Source organism: Streptomyces sp. NPDC050164, assembly GCF_044459945.1.
GTDB classification, from domain to species: Bacteria; Actinomycetota; Actinomycetes; order Streptomycetales; family Streptomycetaceae; genus Streptomyces; species Streptomyces coeruleorubidus_A.
In genome coordinates, this window is record NZ_JBITJK010000025.1 from 111,399 (window position 1) to 130,133 (window position 18,735).

The following is an 18,735-nucleotide window of genomic DNA, read 5'->3' on the forward strand; positions in this document are numbered from 1 at the left end:
GTCCTGATCAACGCAAAACCAGGCTTCGACATCTATGTGACGTCGTCGTAGCCGTTCACGCGTTCTCGGGTGGTGTCCGCCTGCTTCGGCAGGGCAGGCGCAGTCGTCACGGCTTCTACCTCACCGACGTCTTCCGGGGTCAGATCAAGCTCCGAGGCCTCGTCGTCGGCCGGCCCCGCCGCCTCGCGACGGGCACGCCGCCTGTCGTTCGCGAGGGCGACTGCGCACGCACCGAAGTACAGAACCCAGATGGGGCCCGCCAGGGCAAGCATGGAGATCGGGTCGGTGCTGGGGGTGGCAATCGCGGCGAACAAGGTGATGCCCATGATCATGCCACGCCACCAGCCGGCCATCTTCTTGCCGGAGAGGACGCCGCCGAAGTTCAGCATGACCAGCAGCAACGGCAGCTCGAAGGAGAGGCCGAAGACGATGATCATCCGCATGATCAGCTGCAGGAGATCATCAAGGGGAAGCTGGTTGTCGCTGCCGATGATCGCGAACTCGAGCATCACGGACGCCATCTTGGGCAGCGACCAGTAGGCGAAGTACGCCCCCGTGATGAACAGCGGGAATCCCGCGGCCACGAAGGCCAGGGAGTACTTCTTTTCGTGCCGGTGCAGGCCTGGCGCCACGAAGGCCCACAACTGGTACAGCCACACCGGAGCTGCGAGGGCCACACCCGAGGACAGCGAGACCGTGAGAGCGAGGGTGAACGGGCTCAGCAGACCGTTCTGGACGATCCGCGCGCACTGGGATTCCTCGGTGCCCTTCGCCAGCTCCGCGAAGCTGTACTGGCATCCCACCGCATCAAGGATGGGATCCGTGAAGAACTGGATGATGTCCTTGTAGAAGAAGGCGGCGACGACTGTCGCGACAACGACTGCGAGCAGGCTCTTCACGAGCCGGTTGCGGAGCTCGCGAAGGTGCTCCGCGAGGGGCATCCGCCCCTCCGGATCCTTCTCCTGCTTGCGGGCAGACTTCAGCAACCCACGTTCCCATCTCGTGCGGCAGGCCGGAGGTCACCGGCACTGCGTCAGCGCTTGGTCGTGTCCGTCGGCTCGTTGACCGGGCGCGAGCTGGTCACGTCACCGGGGGCGGCCTGGATGGTGCGCTGCGAGGGCTGCTCGTCGTTGTCGGGCGGGCCGGCCGGGGTCGTGGAGGACTTGTTCTCGTCCTTCATCGCCTTGGCCTCGCTCTTGAGGATGCGGGCCGACTTGCCGAGCGACCGAGCCATGTCCGGAAGCTTCTTCGCGCCGAACAGCAGGATGATGACGACGAGGATGAGAATGATCTCGGGGGCTCCGAGCCTTCCGAACATAAGTCTTTACCTTCTCACCGAGGCGGCTGTGGTGGGGTGCTGTCCGACCGGTCGGACATGTGTCCGAACGATCGTGTTGACAGCGATCGTAACGCTCAGGGGTAAACGTGAGGCAATCCCTCTGCATCCCCTGTGCGTACTCCCGTCCGCGGCCAGTGCCTCGTTAACCGGGCCGCGACCAGCAGCGTACCTGTCCGAACCGCGGAGGTGACAGGGCGAAGTGTCCCAAAGCCCGACTCACAGCCGCCCGCCGGACAGCTCACAGGGCGTCCACGGACCGGGCCGCGCTCTCCGTCGCCCGCTCCAGGTCCTCCGCGGCCCGGCTGATACGGCGCGCCGAGTCCGTGACCTGGCTGCCCAGGCGCTGTGCCTCGACGAAGACCCGCACGGCGAGCACCCCGAGCACGGCGAGACCCACGAATCCCACGGCAATCGCGAACATCGGCCAGAACATGACGCCGAGCCTAGACCCTTCCGGAACGTCAAACGGTCAGGCCCCTACAGGGTCGAATGCAGCCGCAGGGTCCGCACACCGCCGCCGGTGAGCAGCTCCACGATCCGCTCCCCCGCGGGCTTGCGGACGGACGCACCGCACTCCGGGCAGGTGAAGGAGTAGAAGGTGGTGCGGCTGGTGGCGCCGATGGCGAGGCGCAGGGCGCCCGCGGTGAGCTCGAAGCGTCCACGGCAGTCCGGGCAGCCCGCCTTGAACAGCACCGGGGAGACGCTTGTCATACCGGCGAACGCGGACTCCACCGTCACGCCCCGCGCACCGGACGTCGCCGACTCGCTCACAGCCCTCGCTCCTCTTTCTCGGGTCGTTCGCCTTCGGGGCACCCGGCCGGCGCCGGCGCGAACCGGCTCACCGGCGACGTCGACCAGGTCCGCGACCCGGAACCACGGCGGTGTCGGGGGACGGCGCTGACCTGCCGTCGCCGCCGTGCGCACCCACGGCTCACTCGCGCCCGCCCTCCGCCGCGTCCGCCACCGCGTGCGGCCCGCGCACCTCGGCCGCCTGCACCCCGTCGGCCGCTGCCACCGCGTCGATCCCGTCGTACGCCGCCAGCGCCTCGCGGGCCGCCTGCCGGGCGCTGTCCGTCAGCTCGGGCGGCGACACGATGCGGCCGTCGCGCCCGAGCCGCAGCGCCAGGCGCCGCAGCGACGCCGGGTCGGGGGTCCGCAGGGTGATACGCAGCCCGCCGTCCGCGAGCTCATCCGCGCTGTCGTGCGGGTAGTACTCGGCGACCCAGCGGCCGCCGGGCCCGACCTCGACCACGACCTCCGGGTCCTCGGCCGCGGGCTGCACCAGCGCCTGAGACAGGTCCCGCAGCTCGATCTCCGGCGGCGCCGACGGCTCGTCGAGGATCTTGATCTCGGCGACCCGGTCGAGCCGGAAGGTGCGACGCGCCTCCGAGCGGCGGCACCAGGCCTCGACATACGTGTGCCCGACGCTGACCAGGCGGATCGGGTCGATCTCCCGCTCGGTGACCTCGTCGCGCGCGGGCGAGTAGTAGCGGATCCACAGCCGGCGGCGCTCGGCGATCGCCCGGTCGACGTCCGCGAAGACCCCGCCCTCGGACTCGAAGGTCACCGACAGCCGCGCGCTGGCGCCCGCCGTCTCGCCGGCCGCGGCCTCCACCTTGGCCGTCGCCCGCAGCAGCGCCTGCCGGTCGCTCTCGCGCAGTCCGGGCAGCGTGGCCACGGCCCGGGCGGCGACGAGCAGGGCGGTGGCCTCGTCGGCGGCGAGCCTGAGCGGCTCGGCCGCCTCCGCCGCGAGGGCGGCCGGGTTGTGCCACCAGATGCGCTCGCCGTCGGTGTCGATGTCGAGCAGGTCGCCGCCGCGGAAGCTGGTGCCGCACATGGGCAGCACGTCGAGGTCGGAGACCAGCTCGTCCTCGGTGATGCCGAAGGCGCGCGCGACGTCCTCGACCCGGGCCCCGGGACGCTCCCTCAGATACGTCACCAGGGAGAGCATGCGTCTGGTCTGGTCGATGGCGTTCACGGGCCTGACCGGTTTGCCTGCCACTGTCTCGTCCGCTCCCCCTCAGCCCTTGGCCACGGCCCGTAGCCGGTCCACCACGTCGGCCCGCAGCTCCGCCGGCTCCAGGACGACCACGTCCGGCCCGAACTCCACCAGCCAGGCGTCCAGCCCATGGCCGTACGGAATCTCCAACTCGTCCCAGCCGTCACCGAGTTCCCGTACGGAGGTGGCCTTCGCCCGAAGGGGGTAGCCCGCGTCCGAGCGCAGCCGGATCCGCGCCGAGCGGTCGGTGATCTCCCCGGCCCAGCTCGCGACGGTCTCACGGACCGTGACGACGTCCGGCACGTCAGCGGTGTACCGGCCGCCGCGCGAGCGGACCTTGCCGGTGATCCGGGACAGCCGGAAGACCCGCTCGGCACCCCGGTCGCGGTCCCAGCCCGCCAGGTACCAGTGGCCCCGCCAGCACTCCAGCGCCCACGGCTCCACATGCCGCTGCTCGGGGCGGACGGCGGTGGCCTTGCGGTAGTCGAACACCACGGGCCGGCGGTCCCGGCAGGCGAGCATCAGCGGCTCGAACGCCGCCTCGTGCACGGGGATGCGCGGTTCCAGCGCGCCGTGCGACCCGTAGGGGTCGACGTCCTCGGGGAGTCCCGCCGCGCGCAGCTTCTGCAGGGCGCCGCTGGCGGCACCGGCGAGCCGGGCCTGCTGCCACACCTTGGCGGCGAGCCCGAGCGCGGCGGCCTCCTCGGCGTCCAGGGTGATGGGCGGGAGGCGGTTGCTGTCACGGCGGGCCAGATAGCCGACCTCGCCGTCGAGGCTCTCGACGGTCTCGATGACCAGTCCGAGTTCGCGCAGGTCGTCCTTGTCGCGCTCGAACATGCGGTTGAAGGAGTCGTCGTTGCCGCCCGCGCCGTTGCCCGGGCCGAAGGCCTCGACGTAGGCCTCGATGGAGTCGCGCAGCTCGCGCTTGCTGAGCGGCCGCCGCGTCCCGAGCAGACACAGCGCCAGATTCATCAGCCGCTCGGCCTTGGCAATGGCCATCGACGCGCTTCGCCTCCCTATGGTGCTTGACGACGACGACCGTACCGCTCCACGGTGGCCCGGCAAAAGCCGAGGGCCCATGCCCGAACAGGCATGGACCCCACGTGATCGAGTCTGTTCGGATCCTGCTCAGACCCCGAGCAGGTCGACCACGAAGATCAGCGTCTCGCCGGGCTTGATCAGAGGGGACGGGCTCTGGTTGCCGTAGGCGAGGTGGGCGGGGATGGTCAGCTGGCGGCGGCCGCCGACCTTCATGCCCTGCACGCCCTGGTCCCAGCCCTTGATGACCCGGCCGCCGCCCAGCGGGAAGCGGAAGGGGGTGCCGCGGTTCCAGCTGGCGTCGAACTCCTCGCCCGTGCTGAAGGAGACACCGACGTAGTGCACGGTGACGGTCTGGCCCGCCTGCGCGACCGGGCCGTCGCCTTCCCAGATGTCCTTGATCTCGAGGTCCGCCGGGGGCTCGCCGCCCGGGAAGTCGATCTCGGGCTTGTCGATGCTCACGTCTAACGCTCCTGCTTGTCTACGGAAAGGCGAACACGCACAGTCTTACATCCCACGCGCGTCACAGCTTCGCGAGGATGTCCACCGAAAAGACCAGCGTGGAGTCCTTCTTGATGCCGCTGCCCTGCGGCGGCTTGTCCCCGTAGCCCAGCTCCGGCGGGATGACGATGAGGACGCGGCTGCCGACCTTCTTGCCGGTCAGGCCCTGCGCCCAGCCCTTGACGACCTGCTGGAGCGAGAACGACACCAGCTGCTTGTTGGCGTACGACGAGTCGAACTCCTTGCCGCCGTCCCACAGCACGCCCTTGTACTGCACGAGGACGCTCTCGTCGGCGGCGACCTCCTCGCCGTCGCCCTCCAGGACGTACTCCGCCACGAGCTTCTTCGGCGCGGCCGACTTGGGCACCTCGATGGAGGGCGCCTTGCCGTCGGTGTTGGTGCCGACCTTGGGCAGGTCCGCGTTGTCCTGCGGGACCTCCTTGCCCTTGGCGGAGCTCTTGGCGTTGAACGTGTCCTGCACGTCGACGACGAAGACCAGGGTGTCGGTGCCCTTGATGCCCGCCTGCGGGTTGCCCTGCGAGCCGTAGCCCCAGGTGGGCGGGACGGCCATCTCGACGCGGCTGCCGGCCTTCTTGCCGGCCAGCGCGTACCGCCAGCCGTCGATGATCTGGCCCTGGGCGAGCTGGATGGCCAGGCGGGCCTTGCGGTCGTAGGAGTTGTCGAAGACCTTGGCGGTGTTCCAGACCTGGCCCAGGTAGTGCGCGACGACGAAGTCGTTCTCCGCGATGGTCTTGCCGCTGCCCGCGACCAGGGTCTTCACCGCGAGCTGCTTCGACGGCTCTGAGCTGCCCTTGGCGATCGTCGGCTTCTCGTCGAACTTCGTGCCCGCGGTGACCGCCGGCAGCGGACCGTCGACGATCTTCGGCGGCGGGGCCGCGGACGGGGCCGACGGCGAGGGCGACGGGCTGTCGCTGGCCTTGCTCGAGTCGGACTTGTCGTCGCCGCAGGCGGCGAGCGTGGCAAGTCCAGCGGGTACGGAGATGAGAAGTGAGCGTCGGCGCACTGTGGGGGCCTCGTAATCGGTCGATCTCGTTGATGGCGTGCGCGCAACTCTACGGCGTGAGCAGGGCGCCGTACTTGTAACGTACGGCGCCCGTGTGGCGTTCCGGCGATTTCCCCGCCGGCGCATTTCCTCACATTCCGGCGATCAGCTTCTCCACCCGGTCGTCCACCGAACGGAACGGGTCCTTGCACAACACGGTGCGCTGGGCCTGGTCGTTGAGCTTGAGGTGAACCCAGTCGACCGTGAAGTCACGGCGCTGTTCCTGGGCACGCCGGATGAAGTCGCCGCGCAGCCGGGCCCGAGTGGTCTGCGGCGGAACGGACTTGCCCTCGAAGATCTTCAAGTCGTTGCAGACGCGCGCCGCCTGGCCCTTCTTCTCGAGCAGGTAGTACAGGCCACGACGGCGGTGGATGTCGTGGTAGGCGAGGTCTATCTGCGCGACACGCGGATGCGACATGGTCATGTTGTGCTTGGCCCGGTAGCGCTCGAGGAGCTTGTACTTCATGACCCAGTCGATCTCGGTGCCGATGCGGTCGAGGTCCTCGGTCTCGATCGCGTCCAGGGTGCGGCCCCACAGCTCCAGGACCTGCTCCACGGTGCCGGTGCGGATGCCGCGGCGCTCGCAGAAGTCCACGGCCTTCTCGTAGTACTCGCGCTGCACCTCCAGGGCGGAGGCCTCGCGTCCGCTGGCCAGGCGGACCTTGCGGCGGCCGGTGATGTCGTGGCTGACCTCGCGGATCGCCCGGATCGGGTTCTCCAGGGTGAGGTCCCGCATCACCGTGCCCGCCTCGATCATGCGCAGCACCAGGTCGGTGGCGCCGACCTTGAGCAGCATGGTCGTCTCGGACATGTTGGAGTCGCCCACGATGACGTGCAGGCGGCGGTAGCGCTCGGCGTCCGCGTGCGGCTCGTCACGCGTGTTGATGATCGGCCGGGAGCGGGTCGTCGCCGAGGAGACGCCCTCCCAGATGTGCTCGGCCCGCTGGCTGACGCAGTACACGGCACCGCGCGGCGTCTGGAGCACCTTGCCCGCGCCGCACAGCAACTGCCGTGTGACCAGGAACGGAATCAGAATGTCCGCGAGCCGGGAGAACTCCCCGTGCCGGGCGACCAGATAGTTCTCGTGGCAACCGTAGGAGTTGCCCGCCGAATCGGTGTTGTTCTTGAAGAGGTAGACGTCGCCCGCGATTCCCTCCTCGTGCAGGCGTCGTTCGGCGTCCACCAGGAGTCCTTCGAGAATGCGCTCGCCCGCTTTGTCGTGGGTGACCAGTTCGATCACGTTGTCACATTCCGGTGTGGCGTATTCCGGATGTGAGCCCACGTCGAGATAGAGGCGGGCGCCGTTTCGCAGAAAGACATTGCTGCTGCGGCCCCATGACACGACACGGCGGAAGAGGTACCGCGCCACCTCGTCAGGAGACAGGCGGCGCTGTCCCCTGAACGTGCACGTGACGCCGTACTCGTTCTCCAGCCCGAAAATGCGGCGGTCCATGAGGGAACATTACGCCCGATCCCCTGAACTGAAACGGGGTTCGACGGCACGGTTTGGATCATTTTCCGAACCGGCGGCAACCACCGCTCCCCCACCGGGAGCTGCGAGTACCCGCCCCGTGGCGGTCAAAACCAGCAGAGACACGCCACCTGCGGCACCCGGCACGGCGAAGCCCCACAGGGCCCCGCCCGCCTCTACGACGGGCCCCGCGACGCCCGTTCCGACCGAGTGGCCCACGGTGAACGTGGTCACCAGCCAGGAGAACGCCTCGGTGACCGTGCCGCGCGGCGCGTGCCGGTCGACCAGGACGAACGCGCAGGCGATGGCGGGCGCGAGGAAGACCCCGGCAAGCGCGGTCAGCGCCACCATGGGCGCGGCGTCCGGCATGAGCATCAGCGGGAGGTAACACACCACCAGAAGGGCCACCAGCACCCGCAGTCGCCGCGCGGGCTCACCGGCCCACTGCCGGGCGCCGTAGACGGAGCCGCCGACCAGCGCCCCGAACCCCAGAGCCGCCATCAGCCAGCCGTACACGACGTCGCCGCCGTGCTCGTCCGCGTAGGGCACCGAGGCGACGGTGATGGACCCGAGCGCCATCCCTATGAACAGGAACGCCGCCAGCAGCGCAACCAGCCCCGCCGAGCGCAGCGCGCCGAGCCAGTGCGCCTCGCGCGGCGCCGACCGCCACGCGCGCGAGGGCGGCGACACGACCACGGACAGCGCCCCCAGCACCCCGACCACGTTCAGCACGAGCAGTGCGGCCTGGGCGGACCACAGGGACACGCACAGCGTCACGAGCAGCGGCCCGACGGTGAACATCACCTCCTGGGCCACGGCGTCCATGGCGTACGCGGTGTGCACGTGTTCCTCCTTGCGGAGGACGGACGACCACAGAGCCCGCAGCCCGCCCTCCAGGGGCGGCGCGAAGAGCCCGGCAGCGGCCACGGCGGCATAGGCGAGGAGCAGCGACCCGATCCCGCAGAAGGCGAAGACGGCCATGGCGAGCCCGGAGAGGACGGCCGCCGGCAGCTGCACACGTGGCTGCCCGCGCAGGTCCACGAGCCGGCCCAGCACCGGCTGCCCCACGGCGTTGGCGACGCCGTACACGCCCGCCAGCGCCCCCGCGAGGCTGTACGAACCACCTTCGGCCCGCACGAACAGCAGGATCGCGATGGCCGCCGTGGCATTGGGCAGCCGGCCCACGAGCGTGCCGACGAGCAGCCGGGCGGCGTGTCGCGCCCGAAGGATCTCCAGGTATCCCGTAGCCATGTCCCCGCCCTAGGTTTTACGTATAACGTCGGCTCCCATACGTACCATGGCCGCTGTTCACGAGTCCAGACGAAGGAGCGGCCCGACAGTGGCACGAGGCAGCACTCGACCCACGAGCCGGGACGTCGCCCAGGCCGCCGGCGTCTCCCAGGCGGCGGTCTCCCTGGTCCTCGGGGACAAGTGGCGCGGCCGCGTCTCGGAGTCGACCGCTCAGCGGGTCCGCGAGGCAGCCCGCGACCTGGGCTACCGCCCGAACCTGGCCGCCCGCAACCTGCGCCTGGGCCGCACCCGCACGGTCCTCCTGGTGGTCCCGGCGCTGACCACCGAGTTCTTCGCCGGCGTCTACACGGGCGCGGCTCGCGTCGCCGCCGAGCACGGATTCGGCGTGGTCCTCTATCCCTCCCCCGAGGGCATCGGCCCCGCCCGTGACCCCTTCGCCTCGGCCCAGGCCGCTCTGGACGGCGTCATCGCCTCCTCCATGGCCGCGGACGCGCTCAGCGCGATCCGCGGCGAGGCACTGCCCCTGGTGATGCTGGACAGCGACCCGGCCGGAAGCCTGGGGGCGGCGACGGTGAACCTGGACATCGCCGACGGTGTCCGCCAGGTCGCGGAACACCTGCTGTCCCTCGGCCACCGCCGCTTCCTCCACCTCGCGGCGGACGTACCGTCCTGGACCTTCGAGGTACGCGCCCGGGAGCTGGCGGCTCGCCTGGCCGAGGTGCCCGGTACCTCCGTCAGCACGGCCCGCTCACCGATCTCCATCGAGGGCGCGGTGGCCGCGGCCGAAACCGCGCTCTCGGAGCCCGGCCCCCGCCCGACCGCCGTGGTCTGCGACGACGACAAACTGGCCGCCGGCATGTACAAGGCGGCTCGCCGCCTGGGGCTGCGCGTCCCGGACGACCTGTCGGTCACCGGCCTGGACGATCTGGCCCTGGCCACGGCGATCGACCCGGAGCTGACGACGGTCCGCCTGGACGCCGAGCTGTTCGGTGAACGGGGCATGCGGGCGCTGCTGGCCGTCCTGGCGGGCCGTGAGCCCGAGGGCGGGGACATCCCGGTACGGCTGGTGGTACGGGGCTCTACGGCACCACCGGGTTCGCCGTAGGCGCTCGGCGCTGGTGCCGGGGCCGGGACGGGTCCGAGCCCGGCGGAACGAGGTGCCGCCAGCAGCTACCGGGGCAGGGGGATCCGCAACCCGGCGGAGCGGGGTGCCGCTGCGCCAAACTCCCCCATCGCCCCCGCGGCACGACGGCCCGCAGCTAGGGCGGCACCGGCGGCCCGCAGCGCTGCGGCCTGTGGCGGCAGCTCAGCCGAGCCCCGCCCGCACCCGCCTACGGCGAGAAGGGGACGTGTCGGGGGGTGTCCGCCCGCAGCGGTTGGCGCGTCAACGGACAGTCAGTCGGTATCCGACCCCATCGCGCCGTTCCGAGGACGGGCACCCCCGACGCGGCCCCGACCCACAACCCGCGCGCAGGCGAAGGCACGCACCCCCGCCGCACCCGCGCAGGCCGCCGCAGGCACCCCGGCTCAACCGCCGGAGGCACCCGCGCGGTCATGGACGATTACTCGCTGTCGCCGGACGCCTCCGCCTCGGCTTCAGCGTTCGCATCCGCCTCGGCCTCCGACGCCGTGGTCGCCCCATCCGCCTCCAGCAGCCGGCTCAGCTGGCGCCCACTGATCCGCTTGAACTTGCGCTTCTGCGGTCGCGTACGGTCCAGCACCGCCACTTCCAGCCGCTCCGCGGGAATCTCGCGCTCGCTGCCGTTGGTGTCACGGGACAGGGACTGCACCGCCAGCTTCAGCGCCTCGGCCAGCGTCATGCCGTCCCGGTGGCGCTGGTCCAGGTAGCTGCTGATCTGCTCCGCGTTGCCCCCCACCGCGACCGCGCCGTGCTCGTCCACGATGGAGCCGTCATGCGGCAGCCGGTAGATCTGGTCCTGCTCGGTCGTCTCCCCGACCTCGGCGACGACCAGCTCCACCTCGTACGGCTTCTCCCCGACACTCGAGAAGATCGTGCCCAGCGTCTGCGCGTACACGTTCGCCAGGCCCCGGGCCGTCACATCGCCCCGGTCGTAGGTGTAACCCCGCAGGTCGGCGTAGCGGACACCACCGATCCGCAGGTTCTCGTACTCGTTGTACTTGCCGGCGGCCGCGAAGCCGATCCGGTCGTAGATCTCGCTGAACTTGTGCAGCGCACGGGACGGGTTCTCACCGACGAACACGATGCCGTCGGCGTACTGCAGCACGACCAGGCTGCGACCACGGGCGATGCCCTTGCGGGCGTACTCCGCCCGGTCGGCCATCTGCTGCTGGGGTGAGACATAGAACGGCGTCGACACCGGTTATCCGTCCCTCTCTTGAAGATTCCGTCGGTTCACTGGACCACCCTCATGAAGACAGCCCGCCGCTCACAGCAGCGCGGCCCGCGGACCGTCGGGCTGCTCCAGACGCCGCTCCAGAACCGAGCGCGCGATCTCGGAAGACTCGGTCTCGGAGAGCCGGCGGAAGCCGTCCTCGCTGATCACGGTGACGATGGGATAGATCCGGCGGGCGACATCGGGACCACCGGTCGCCGAGTCGTCGTCTGCCGCGTCGTAGAGTGCCTGGACCACGAGCGTCGTGGCCTCGGCCTCGCTCAGGTCCTCCCGGAAGAGCTTCTTCATCGCGCCGCGAGCGAAGATCGAACCGGAACCCGTGGCCGCGTAACCCTGCTCCTCGGAGCGCCCGCCCGTGACGTCGTAGGAGAAGATCCGCCCCTTCTCCCGGTCCACGTCGTACCCGGCGAACAGCGGCACGACGGCCAAGCCCTGCATGGCCATGCCGAGGTTGGACCGGATCATCGTCGACAGCCGGTTCGCCTTGCCCTCCAGCGACAGCTGCGCGCCCTCGACCTTCTCGAAGTGCTCCAGCTCCAGCTGGAACAGCTTCACCATCTCCACGGCCAGACCCGCCGTACCGGCGATGCCCACGGCCGAGTACTCGTCGGCCGGGAAGACCTTCTCGATGTCCCGCTGCGCGATGACGTTGCCCATGGTGGCCCGCCGGTCACCGGCGAGCACGACGCCGCCGGGGAACGTCACGGCCACGATCGTCGTGCCGTGCGGTGCCTCGATCGCGCCCTGCACCGGCGGCAACTTCTTGTTGCCCGGCAGCAGTTCGGGCTGGTGATCGGACAGGAAGTCCATGAAGGAGGCAGACCCTGGCGTCAGGAAGGCAGCTGGTAGACGCCCGGTGCTACGAGTGTTGGCTTCCACGCGATTCCTTCCACGTATGCGACAGCCCGCCCTGTGACGTCGGGCCGATCCTTGGAACAACCCCGGTCCGGTTGCGACCGGGGGCACGGTATGCCTCGGACCCTACCCGTCCTTCGGCGGTGATCCACATGCCCGGCGGGACCAACTCCGCCGGAGCGACGCCCCACTTCCCGCCGCACACATGCAGGCGGGCCGCCGGGCTCCGGACGCCACCGACGCCCGGAGCGCCGCACGCGAAGCAATCACATCACTCAGTGCCCCGCGCACAGCGCTCCGCGATCCGCCCGTCCGTCACCCGTGCACCCCATTCACCTTCGGATTGAAGGCACAGGAGCCTTACTGGCCACCCTTCTGAACGAAGGAGCGCACGAAGTCCTCGGCGTTCTCCTCGAGGACGTCGTCGATCTCGTCCAGAACCGAGTCCACGTCGTCGCTCAGCTTCTCCTGACGCTCCTTGAGGTCCTCGGAAGCCTGCGTCTCCGCCGCCTGCTCCTCGACCTCCTCGGTGGACCGGGTGGCCTTCTGCTGTCCGCCGCCGGTGTCCTTGGTCGCCATATCCCTCACCCCGCTCGGTTCGCCCGACACAGTTGCTCGGTCAAGATCAGACCCTACTCGCCGGGTCTGACAATGGCCCCGCAGTTGCTCCAACGTACGGGGACCACCTCGATGATTCCCGGACCTGGGCTTTTCCACCCTGTCCGGCGGGCCCCTCCCGAGTACCCGCGTTGCGCGCTCACCCTCCCGACAGGACCCTGACCAGGTCTTCCGCGGTGCGGCAGCGGTCCAGCAGCTCCTTGACGTGATTACGCGTTCCGCGAAGCGGTTCCAGGGTTGGAACGCGCTGGAGGGAGTCCCGGCCCGGCAGGTCGAAGATCACCGAGTCCCAGGAGGCCGCCGCCACGTCGTCCGCGTACTGCTCCAGGCAGCGGCCGCGGAAGTACGCCCGCGTGTCCTCGGGCGGCGCCGTACGGGCCCGCTCCACGTCCGCCTCGTCCAGCAGCCGCTTCATGCGCCCGCGGGCCGCCAGACGGTTGTACAGGCCCTTCTCGGGCCGTACGTCGGCGTACTGGAGGTCGACCAGGTGCAGCCGCGCCGCGTCCCAGTCGAGGTCGTCCCGGCGCCGGTAGCCCTCCATGAGCTCCCGCTTGGCGACCCAGTCCAGCTCGCCGGCCAGGCTCATCGGGTCGTGCTCCAGGCGGGTCAGGGTGTCCTCCCAGCGCGAGAGGACGTCCTTGGTCTGGTCGTCGGCGTCGGCCCCGAACCGCTCCTCCACGTACTTGCGCGCGAGCTCGTAGTACTCCATCTGAAGCTGGACCGCCGTGAGCGTACGGCCGCTGCGCAGCGTGACCAGGCGCTTCAGGGACGGGTCGTGCGAGACCTGATGGAGGGTGCGGACGGGCTGGTCGACGGCCAGGTCGACGGCGATGAAGCCGTCCTCGATCATCGACAGGACCAGGGAGGTCGTCCCGAGCTTGAGGTACGTCGAGATCTCCGACAGGTTCGCGTCGCCGATGATCACGTGCAGACGGCGGTACTTCTCGGCGTCCGCGTGCGGCTCGTCGCGGGTGTTGATGATGGGGCGCTTGAGCGTCGTCTCGAGACCGACCTCGACCTCGAAGTAGTCGGCTCGCTGGCTGAGCTGGAAGCCGTGCTCGTGCCCGTCCTGGCCGATGCCGACGCGGCCCGCGCCGGTGAAGACCTGGCGGGAGACGAAGAACGGCGTGAGGTGGCGCACGATGTCCGAGAAGGGGGTCTCCCGCTTCATCAGGTAGTTCTCGTGCGTGCCGTAGGACGCGCCCTTGTTGTCGGTGTTGTTCTTGTACAGGTGGATCGGCTGGGCACCGGGCAGCTGGGCGGCCCGTTCCGCGGCCTCCGCCATGATCCGCTCGCCGGCCTTGTCCCAGAGGACGGCGTCCCGCGGGTTGGTGACCTCGGGGGCGCTGTACTCGGGGTGTGCGTGGTCGACGTAGAGCCGTGCGCCGTTGGTGAGGATCACGTTGGCCAGGCCGATGTCCTCGTCGGTGAGCTGGCTGGAGTCGGCGGCCTCGCGGGCGAGGTCGAAGCCTCGGGCGTCCCGCAGCGGGTTCTCCTCCTCGAAGTCCCAGCGGGCCCGGCGGGCCCGGTGCATCGCCGCCGCGTAGGCGTTCACGATCTGGGACGAGGTGAGCATGGCATTGGCGTTGGGGTGGCCGGGGACGGAGATTCCGTACTCCGTCTCGATGCCCATTACTCGCCGTACGGTCATGCGGCCCTCCTTGCCCGGCGGCGCCCTCGGTCGTGGGCGCCACTCAGATACCGCTGGCGCTCGGTTGCGTGTGCGGTGCCCGTCCCCGCACTGCGCGACTCGGCGGTACGCAAGAGCCTAGAACGCCTTTGCGCTGGTGGGGAGATCATTTGCGTCATTGCGTTGCTCCAGCCGTGGCCTGAAAAACAGTCGGCTGCGGGTACCCGCCGAGGGCACCCGCAGCCGCCCTGCCTTTTACAGGTACTGACCGGTGTTCGCCACCGTGTCGATGGAGCGTCCGGTGTCCGCGCCCTGCTTTCCGGTGATGAGCGTACGGATGTACACGATCCGCTCGCCCTTCTTTCCGGAGATCCGGGCCCAGTCGTCCGGGTTGGTGGTGTTCGGCAGGTCCTCGTTCTCCTTGAACTCGTCCACGCAGGCCTGGAGGAGGTGGGAGACCCTGAGGCCCTTCTGGTTCTTCTCGAGGAAGTCCTTGATCGCCATCTTCTTGGCGCGGCCCACGATGTTCTCGATCATGGCGCCGGAGTTGAAGTCCTTGAAGTAGAGGACTTCCTTGTCGCCGTTGGCGTAGGTGACCTCCAGGAAGCGGTTCTCCTCGGATTCCGCGTACATCTGTTCGACGGCCGTCTGGATCATGCTCTGGACCGTGGATGCCTTGGATCCGCTGTGCTCGGCGAGGTCGTCGCCGTGCAGCGGGAGGCGCTCGGTGAGGTACTTGCCGAAGATGTCCTTGGCCGCCTCGGCGTCCGGACGCTCGATCTTGATCTTCACGTCCAGCCGGCCGGGCCGCAGGATGGCCGGGTCGATCATGTCCTCACGGTTGGAGGCACCGATCACGACCACGTTCTGCAGGCCCTCCACACCGTCGATCTCGGCGAGCAGCTGCGGGACGATGGTGTTCTCCACGTCCGAGCTGACACCGGAGCCACGGGTGCGGAAGAGGGACTCCATCTCGTCGAAGAAGACGATGACGGGTGTGCCCTCGCTGGCCTTCTCACGGGCCCGCTGGAAGACGAGGCGGATCTGCCGCTCCGTCTCACCGACGTACTTGTTCAGCAGCTCGGGGCCCTTGATGTTGAGGAAGAAGCTCTTGCCGGCGGCCTGGCCGGTCACCTCTGCGACCTTCTTGGCCAGCGAGTTGGCCACGGCCTTGGCGATCAGAGTCTTTCCGCATCCGGGGGGCCCGTACAGCAGGACGCCCTTCGGCGGCCGCAGTTCGTGCTCCTTGAACAGGTCCGGGTAGAGGTACGGGAGCTCGACCGCGTCGCGGATGGCCTCGATCTGGCCACCGAGACCGCCGATCTGCTCGTAGCCGATGTCGGGGACCTCTTCGAGGACGAGTTCCTCGACCTCGCTCTTGGGAACGATCTCGTAGACATAGCCGGAACGGGGTTCGAGCAGCAGGGCGTCACCGGGCCGGATGTTCACGTCCAGCAGCGGCTCGGCGAGCCGTACCACCCGCTCCTCGTCGGTGTGCCCGAGCACCAGGGCCCGCTCGCCGTCCTCGAGGATCTCCTTGAGGGTGACGATGTCACCGACGCGCTCGAAGTGCATGGCCTCGACCACGTTGAGCGCTTCGTTGAGCATCACTTCCTGGCCGCGCCGGAGCTCGTCGAGCTCGACGCTTGGGCTGACGTTCACCCTGAGCTTGCGGCCGCCGGTGAAGATGTCGGCGGTGCCGTCCTCGTTCGCCGTCAGGAAGACGCCGAAGCCGGCAGGCGGCTGTGCGAGCCGGTCGACTTCCTCCTTGAGGGCCACGATCTGGTCACGGGCCTCACGGAGCGTGTTGGCGAGTCGCTCGTTCTGGGCGGACACGCCGGCCAGATTGGTCTGCAGCTCGACGATCCGCTCTTCGAGAATCCTCGTGTGTCGCGGAGAGTCGGCGAGCTTGCGTCGCAGGACGGCGATCTCCTGCTCAAGATAGGCGATCTGCCCGGCCGGGTCGTCGGACCCGCGTCCCGGGCGGATGCCGCGGTTCATGTCGTCGTCGTGGGCTGCCACGGTCCTCACCTCCTCCAAGGGGAGCTGGACGCTTCCAGACCCTACCTGGGCGGGTGTCGATTGAAACCCCTAGATCACAAAGACGGTCGGGGTGTGTCCGATCTTCACCCTTGCGCTCTCCCTCACGCCAGGGGAATACCCAGCGAACATGATTGGAACCCAGCCGGAGGTAGGGTCGAAGCGTTCAACACCCGTCAGAGCTGGCCGGATTCCCGACCCGGCTCGACGTATGAAACGGCAGGAGACATGAGCGTGCAGCAGGAGGCCGGGGTCGACAGCGAGGCGCTGGAGGTCTGGATCGACCAGGACCTGTGTACCGGTGACGGCATCTGCGCCCAGTACGCGCCCGAGGTGTTCGAGCTGGACATCGACGGTCTGGCCTATGTGAAGAGCGCCGACGACGAGTTGCTCCAGGCCAAGGGCGCGGCAACGCCCGTTCCGCTGCCGCTTCTCACGGACGTGATCGACTCGGCGAAGGAGTGTCCGGGCGAGTGCATTCACGTGCGTCGAGTTTCGGACAGCGCCGAGGTCTACGGGCCAGACGCAGAGTGACTACTTCTCTACGCTCCGTTACCACTATCTGATATCTCACAGATGGAGTGCACGGGCCTCACACGCTGCGGGCACCGGCCGGTGCGGAGCGCACGAACGCGCCGCTCTGCCAACGCCATTTCACGTCGCTGTGCACATCGGGGCAGCAACGCGGCACATCGGCCGACGAGTAGCCAAGGAGCGTGGCCGTGACGGCGCCGTCGCGTACGGCGAAGTCGCTGACGGTGGTGCCGTCCTTGGGGTCGAGCAGGGTCGCCACCACGCGCGGTTCGCCGCCGTCGCCGCCCCGGGTGAGGACGTACACACCGTCCGGCGGGGTGCCCATCGGGGAGTCGCAGTGGACCACGGCCACCGTCTCGGGATTGCCGTCGCCGTCGAGGTCGCCGGAAGCCTTCTTCTTCACCACGGCCTTCACCGGGCCGCACTCGATGGGGAACTCCACCGCGGCCGGATCGGGCGCAGCCGCGTTCGCCGGAGCGCTTGTGGTCTCGGGGGCGGACGGCTGGGCCGCCGTGGCCGCGCCCGGCTGGAGGAACGAGGAGAGGGCCACGACGCCGGCGACGGCCGTGGCGGTCGCGAGCCAATGGATGGGGCGGGTGTGGGTGTGGGCGAGCTCCGGGACGGCGGAAGGCTGCACTAGGAGTGTCTCCTGAGGGCTGTGCCGGTGGTGGGGTGGCCAGCATGGTGCCACACGTCACACCACGAGGGAACGGCGGGGTGTGCGCCTCTCGCACCGGGGAGTCAGAAGGGTTGCGCTTCCTGCCGCCGTGCCAGCGAGCACGTGCCGGCGCGGGCCGCTGCCGGCCCGCGTCACGTCGGCAAGGCGGGCCGCGGAGGGCCTGTTTCAGGTGAAGGGGGACACGCGCCGGTTCACCCGCCGCGGCAACCCGGGGGCAACAGTAAGGCGCCGTGGCGGAGTTCGGATGGGGTCCGGGAACTCCGCCACGGCGCCTGCGCGTTGTGTGTGACGGCGGGCCGTCTCAGCGGCCGGTGCCGCCGTCGGCGTTGGGGCCGGCGTAGTCCTCGCCGTAGGCGCCCTTGGCGGGGCGGCGGCGGCGCATGGGCGGCTCGACGCCGTCGGCGAGGCGGCGGGCGGTGAGCAGGAAGCCGGTGTGGCCGATCATCCGGTGGTCCGGGCGGACGGCCAGGCCCTCGATGTGCCAGTTGCGGATCATCGTCTCCCAGGCGGTCGGCTCGTTGAAGCAGCCGATCTCGCGGATGGACTCGACGGTCCGGGCGAGCTGGGTCGTGGTCGCCACGTAGCAGCACAGGATGCCGCCGGGGACCAGCGCCTTGGAGACGGCCTCCAGGCACTCCCAGGGGGCGAGCATGTCGAGGATGACGCGGTCCACGTCGGTGTCGGACAGGTTGTCCTGGAGGTCGCCGACGGTGAGCTGCCAGGCGGGGTGCGGGCCGCCGAAGTAGCGCTCCACGTTCGCCTGGGCGATCTCGGCGAAGTCCGCGCGGCGCTCGTAGCTGTGCAGCATGCCCTGGTCGCCGATGGCGCGCAGCAGGAAGCTGCTGAGCGAGCCGGAGCCGACGCCGGCCTCCACGACACGGGCGCCGGGGAAGATGTCGGCGAAAGCGAGGATCTGCCCCGCGTCCTTGGGGTAGACGACGGCTGCCCCGCGGGGCATGGACAGGACGTAGTCGGGGAGCAGGGGGCGCAGCGCGAGGTAGGCGACGTTTCCTGTGGTGCGGACAACGCTGCCCTCGGGAGCGCCGATCAGTTCGTCGTGCGGGAAGGAACCCTTGTGGGTGTGGAAGTTCTTCCCGGCCTCGAGCGTGAACGTGTAGTGGCGGCCCTTGGGGTCGGTCAGCTGTACCTGGTCCCCGACCTTGAAGGGCCCGCGCCTGCGGGCGGCACCGGTCGGTTCGGACATGTGACCAGCCTACCGGCACCTGAGGGGGCCTCCGACCACTAGGTGTGCTGATCGGACAGGTTGGTGACGCGGCTGGCTGGGGTTTGGCCGCCGATGCCGGTGTGGGGTCGGTGGTAGTTGTACCAGTCCAGCCAGTCG

General features: G+C 69.5%; 20 protein-coding genes. 2 read left to right on the forward strand and 18 right to left on the reverse strand.

All coding sequences use genetic code 11. The features are described from left to right. Positions 1-32: 32 nt before the first annotated feature. The 10 genes from tatC to ACIBNA_RS28780 all read right to left on the reverse strand — a co-directional run bounded on the left by tatC (position 33) and on the right by ACIBNA_RS28780 (position 8,662). Positions 33-986 carry a twin-arginine translocase subunit TatC gene (gene tatC / locus ACIBNA_RS28735; protein WP_399168085.1) on the reverse strand — a complete coding sequence of 318 codons (954 nt, stop codon included), beginning with the start codon at positions 984-986 and terminating at the stop codon, positions 33-35. A gap of 47 nt (positions 987-1,033) precedes the next feature. Continuing rightward, entirely contained in the window at positions 1,034-1,318 is a 285-nt protein-coding gene (gene tatA / locus ACIBNA_RS28740; RefSeq protein WP_274815152.1) for a Sec-independent protein translocase subunit TatA, read from the reverse strand. A 259-nt stretch (positions 1,319-1,577) separates the two neighbouring features. Then, the gene (locus ACIBNA_RS28745; RefSeq protein WP_399168086.1) at positions 1,578-1,772 is read right to left on the reverse strand and encodes a hypothetical protein; all 195 of its coding nucleotides are present in this window, start codon (positions 1,770-1,772) and stop codon (positions 1,578-1,580) included. A gap of 44 nt (positions 1,773-1,816) precedes the next feature. Continuing rightward, positions 1,817-2,110 (reverse strand): hypothetical protein, encoded by a 294-nt coding sequence (locus tag ACIBNA_RS28750; protein WP_274815154.1) that lies wholly within the window; start codon positions 2,108-2,110, stop codon positions 1,817-1,819. 160 nt (positions 2,111-2,270) lie between these two features. Beyond that, a complete protein-coding gene (locus tag ACIBNA_RS28755; protein ID WP_399168087.1) occupies positions 2,271-3,341 on the reverse strand; it encodes a helix-turn-helix transcriptional regulator in 1,071 nt (356 codons plus the stop codon). 18 nt (positions 3,342-3,359) lie between these two features. Next, complete coding sequence (locus ACIBNA_RS28760) at positions 3,360-4,337, reverse strand: helix-turn-helix transcriptional regulator (protein WP_399168088.1); 978 nt, start codon at positions 4,335-4,337, stop codon at positions 3,360-3,362. A 129-nt stretch (positions 4,338-4,466) separates the two neighbouring features. Further along, positions 4,467-4,838, reverse strand: a complete 372-nt coding sequence (locus ACIBNA_RS28765; RefSeq protein WP_010045336.1) for an FKBP-type peptidyl-prolyl cis-trans isomerase — start codon at positions 4,836-4,838, stop codon at positions 4,467-4,469. 61 nt (positions 4,839-4,899) lie between these two features. Further along, positions 4,900-5,901, reverse strand: coding sequence for an FKBP-type peptidyl-prolyl cis-trans isomerase (locus tag ACIBNA_RS28770; protein ID WP_399168089.1), 1,002 nt, complete (start codon positions 5,899-5,901; stop codon positions 4,900-4,902). A gap of 130 nt (positions 5,902-6,031) precedes the next feature. After that, a complete protein-coding gene (pafA, locus tag ACIBNA_RS28775; RefSeq protein WP_086564699.1) occupies positions 6,032-7,393 on the reverse strand; it encodes a Pup--protein ligase in 1,362 nt (453 codons plus the stop codon). 9 nt (positions 7,394-7,402) lie between these two features. Then, positions 7,403-8,662: an MFS transporter gene (locus ACIBNA_RS28780; protein WP_399168090.1), complete on the reverse strand. Its 1,260-nt coding sequence runs from the start codon at positions 8,660-8,662 to the stop codon at positions 7,403-7,405. A gap of 46 nt (positions 8,663-8,708) precedes the next feature. Here ACIBNA_RS28780 and ACIBNA_RS28785 point away from each other — a divergent pair, with 46 nt between their 5' ends. Beyond that, complete coding sequence (locus ACIBNA_RS28785; protein ID WP_399168091.1) at positions 8,709-9,767, forward strand: LacI family DNA-binding transcriptional regulator; 1,059 nt, start codon at positions 8,709-8,711, stop codon at positions 9,765-9,767. A 457-nt stretch (positions 9,768-10,224) separates the two neighbouring features. Here ACIBNA_RS28785 and prcA read toward each other — a convergent pair whose 3' ends face one another. The 5 genes from prcA to arc form a co-directional block, all read right to left on the reverse strand. Further along, positions 10,225-11,001 (reverse strand): proteasome subunit alpha, encoded by a 777-nt coding sequence (gene prcA / locus ACIBNA_RS28790; protein WP_381039476.1) that lies wholly within the window; start codon positions 10,999-11,001, stop codon positions 10,225-10,227. Between the two features lie 69 nt (positions 11,002-11,070). Next, positions 11,071-11,916, reverse strand: coding sequence for a proteasome subunit beta (gene prcB / locus ACIBNA_RS28795; protein WP_399168092.1), 846 nt, complete (start codon positions 11,914-11,916; stop codon positions 11,071-11,073). 336 nt (positions 11,917-12,252) lie between these two features. Further along, the gene (locus ACIBNA_RS28800) at positions 12,253-12,471 is read right to left on the reverse strand and encodes a ubiquitin-like protein Pup (protein WP_019757212.1); all 219 of its coding nucleotides are present in this window, start codon (positions 12,469-12,471) and stop codon (positions 12,253-12,255) included. Positions 12,472-12,649: 178 nt separating this feature from the next. Then, positions 12,650-14,161, reverse strand: coding sequence for a depupylase/deamidase Dop (gene dop / locus ACIBNA_RS28805; protein ID WP_399168093.1), 1,512 nt, complete (start codon positions 14,159-14,161; stop codon positions 12,650-12,652). Between the two features lie 234 nt (positions 14,162-14,395). Continuing rightward, positions 14,396-16,162, reverse strand: coding sequence for a proteasome ATPase (gene arc, locus ACIBNA_RS28810; RefSeq protein WP_399168094.1), 1,767 nt, complete (start codon positions 16,160-16,162; stop codon positions 14,396-14,398). A gap of 246 nt (positions 16,163-16,408) precedes the next feature. Between arc and ACIBNA_RS28815 the strand changes: the two genes are divergently transcribed. Continuing rightward, positions 16,409-16,714, forward strand: coding sequence for a ferredoxin (locus ACIBNA_RS28815; protein WP_399168095.1), 306 nt, complete (start codon positions 16,409-16,411; stop codon positions 16,712-16,714). 58 nt (positions 16,715-16,772) lie between these two features. Here ACIBNA_RS28815 and ACIBNA_RS28820 read toward each other — a convergent pair whose 3' ends face one another. From ACIBNA_RS28820 to ACIBNA_RS28830, 3 genes are all read right to left on the reverse strand, one after another. Next, a complete protein-coding gene (locus tag ACIBNA_RS28820; protein ID WP_399168096.1) occupies positions 16,773-17,351 on the reverse strand; it encodes a hypothetical protein in 579 nt (192 codons plus the stop codon). A 343-nt stretch (positions 17,352-17,694) separates the two neighbouring features. Next, positions 17,695-18,597 (reverse strand): tRNA (adenine-N1)-methyltransferase, encoded by a 903-nt coding sequence (locus tag ACIBNA_RS28825; protein ID WP_141570853.1) that lies wholly within the window; start codon positions 18,595-18,597, stop codon positions 17,695-17,697. A gap of 38 nt (positions 18,598-18,635) precedes the next feature. After that, a partial coding sequence (locus ACIBNA_RS28830) for an integrase core domain-containing protein (RefSeq protein WP_399168103.1) occupies positions 18,636-18,735 on the reverse strand: 100 nt, incomplete at its 5' end.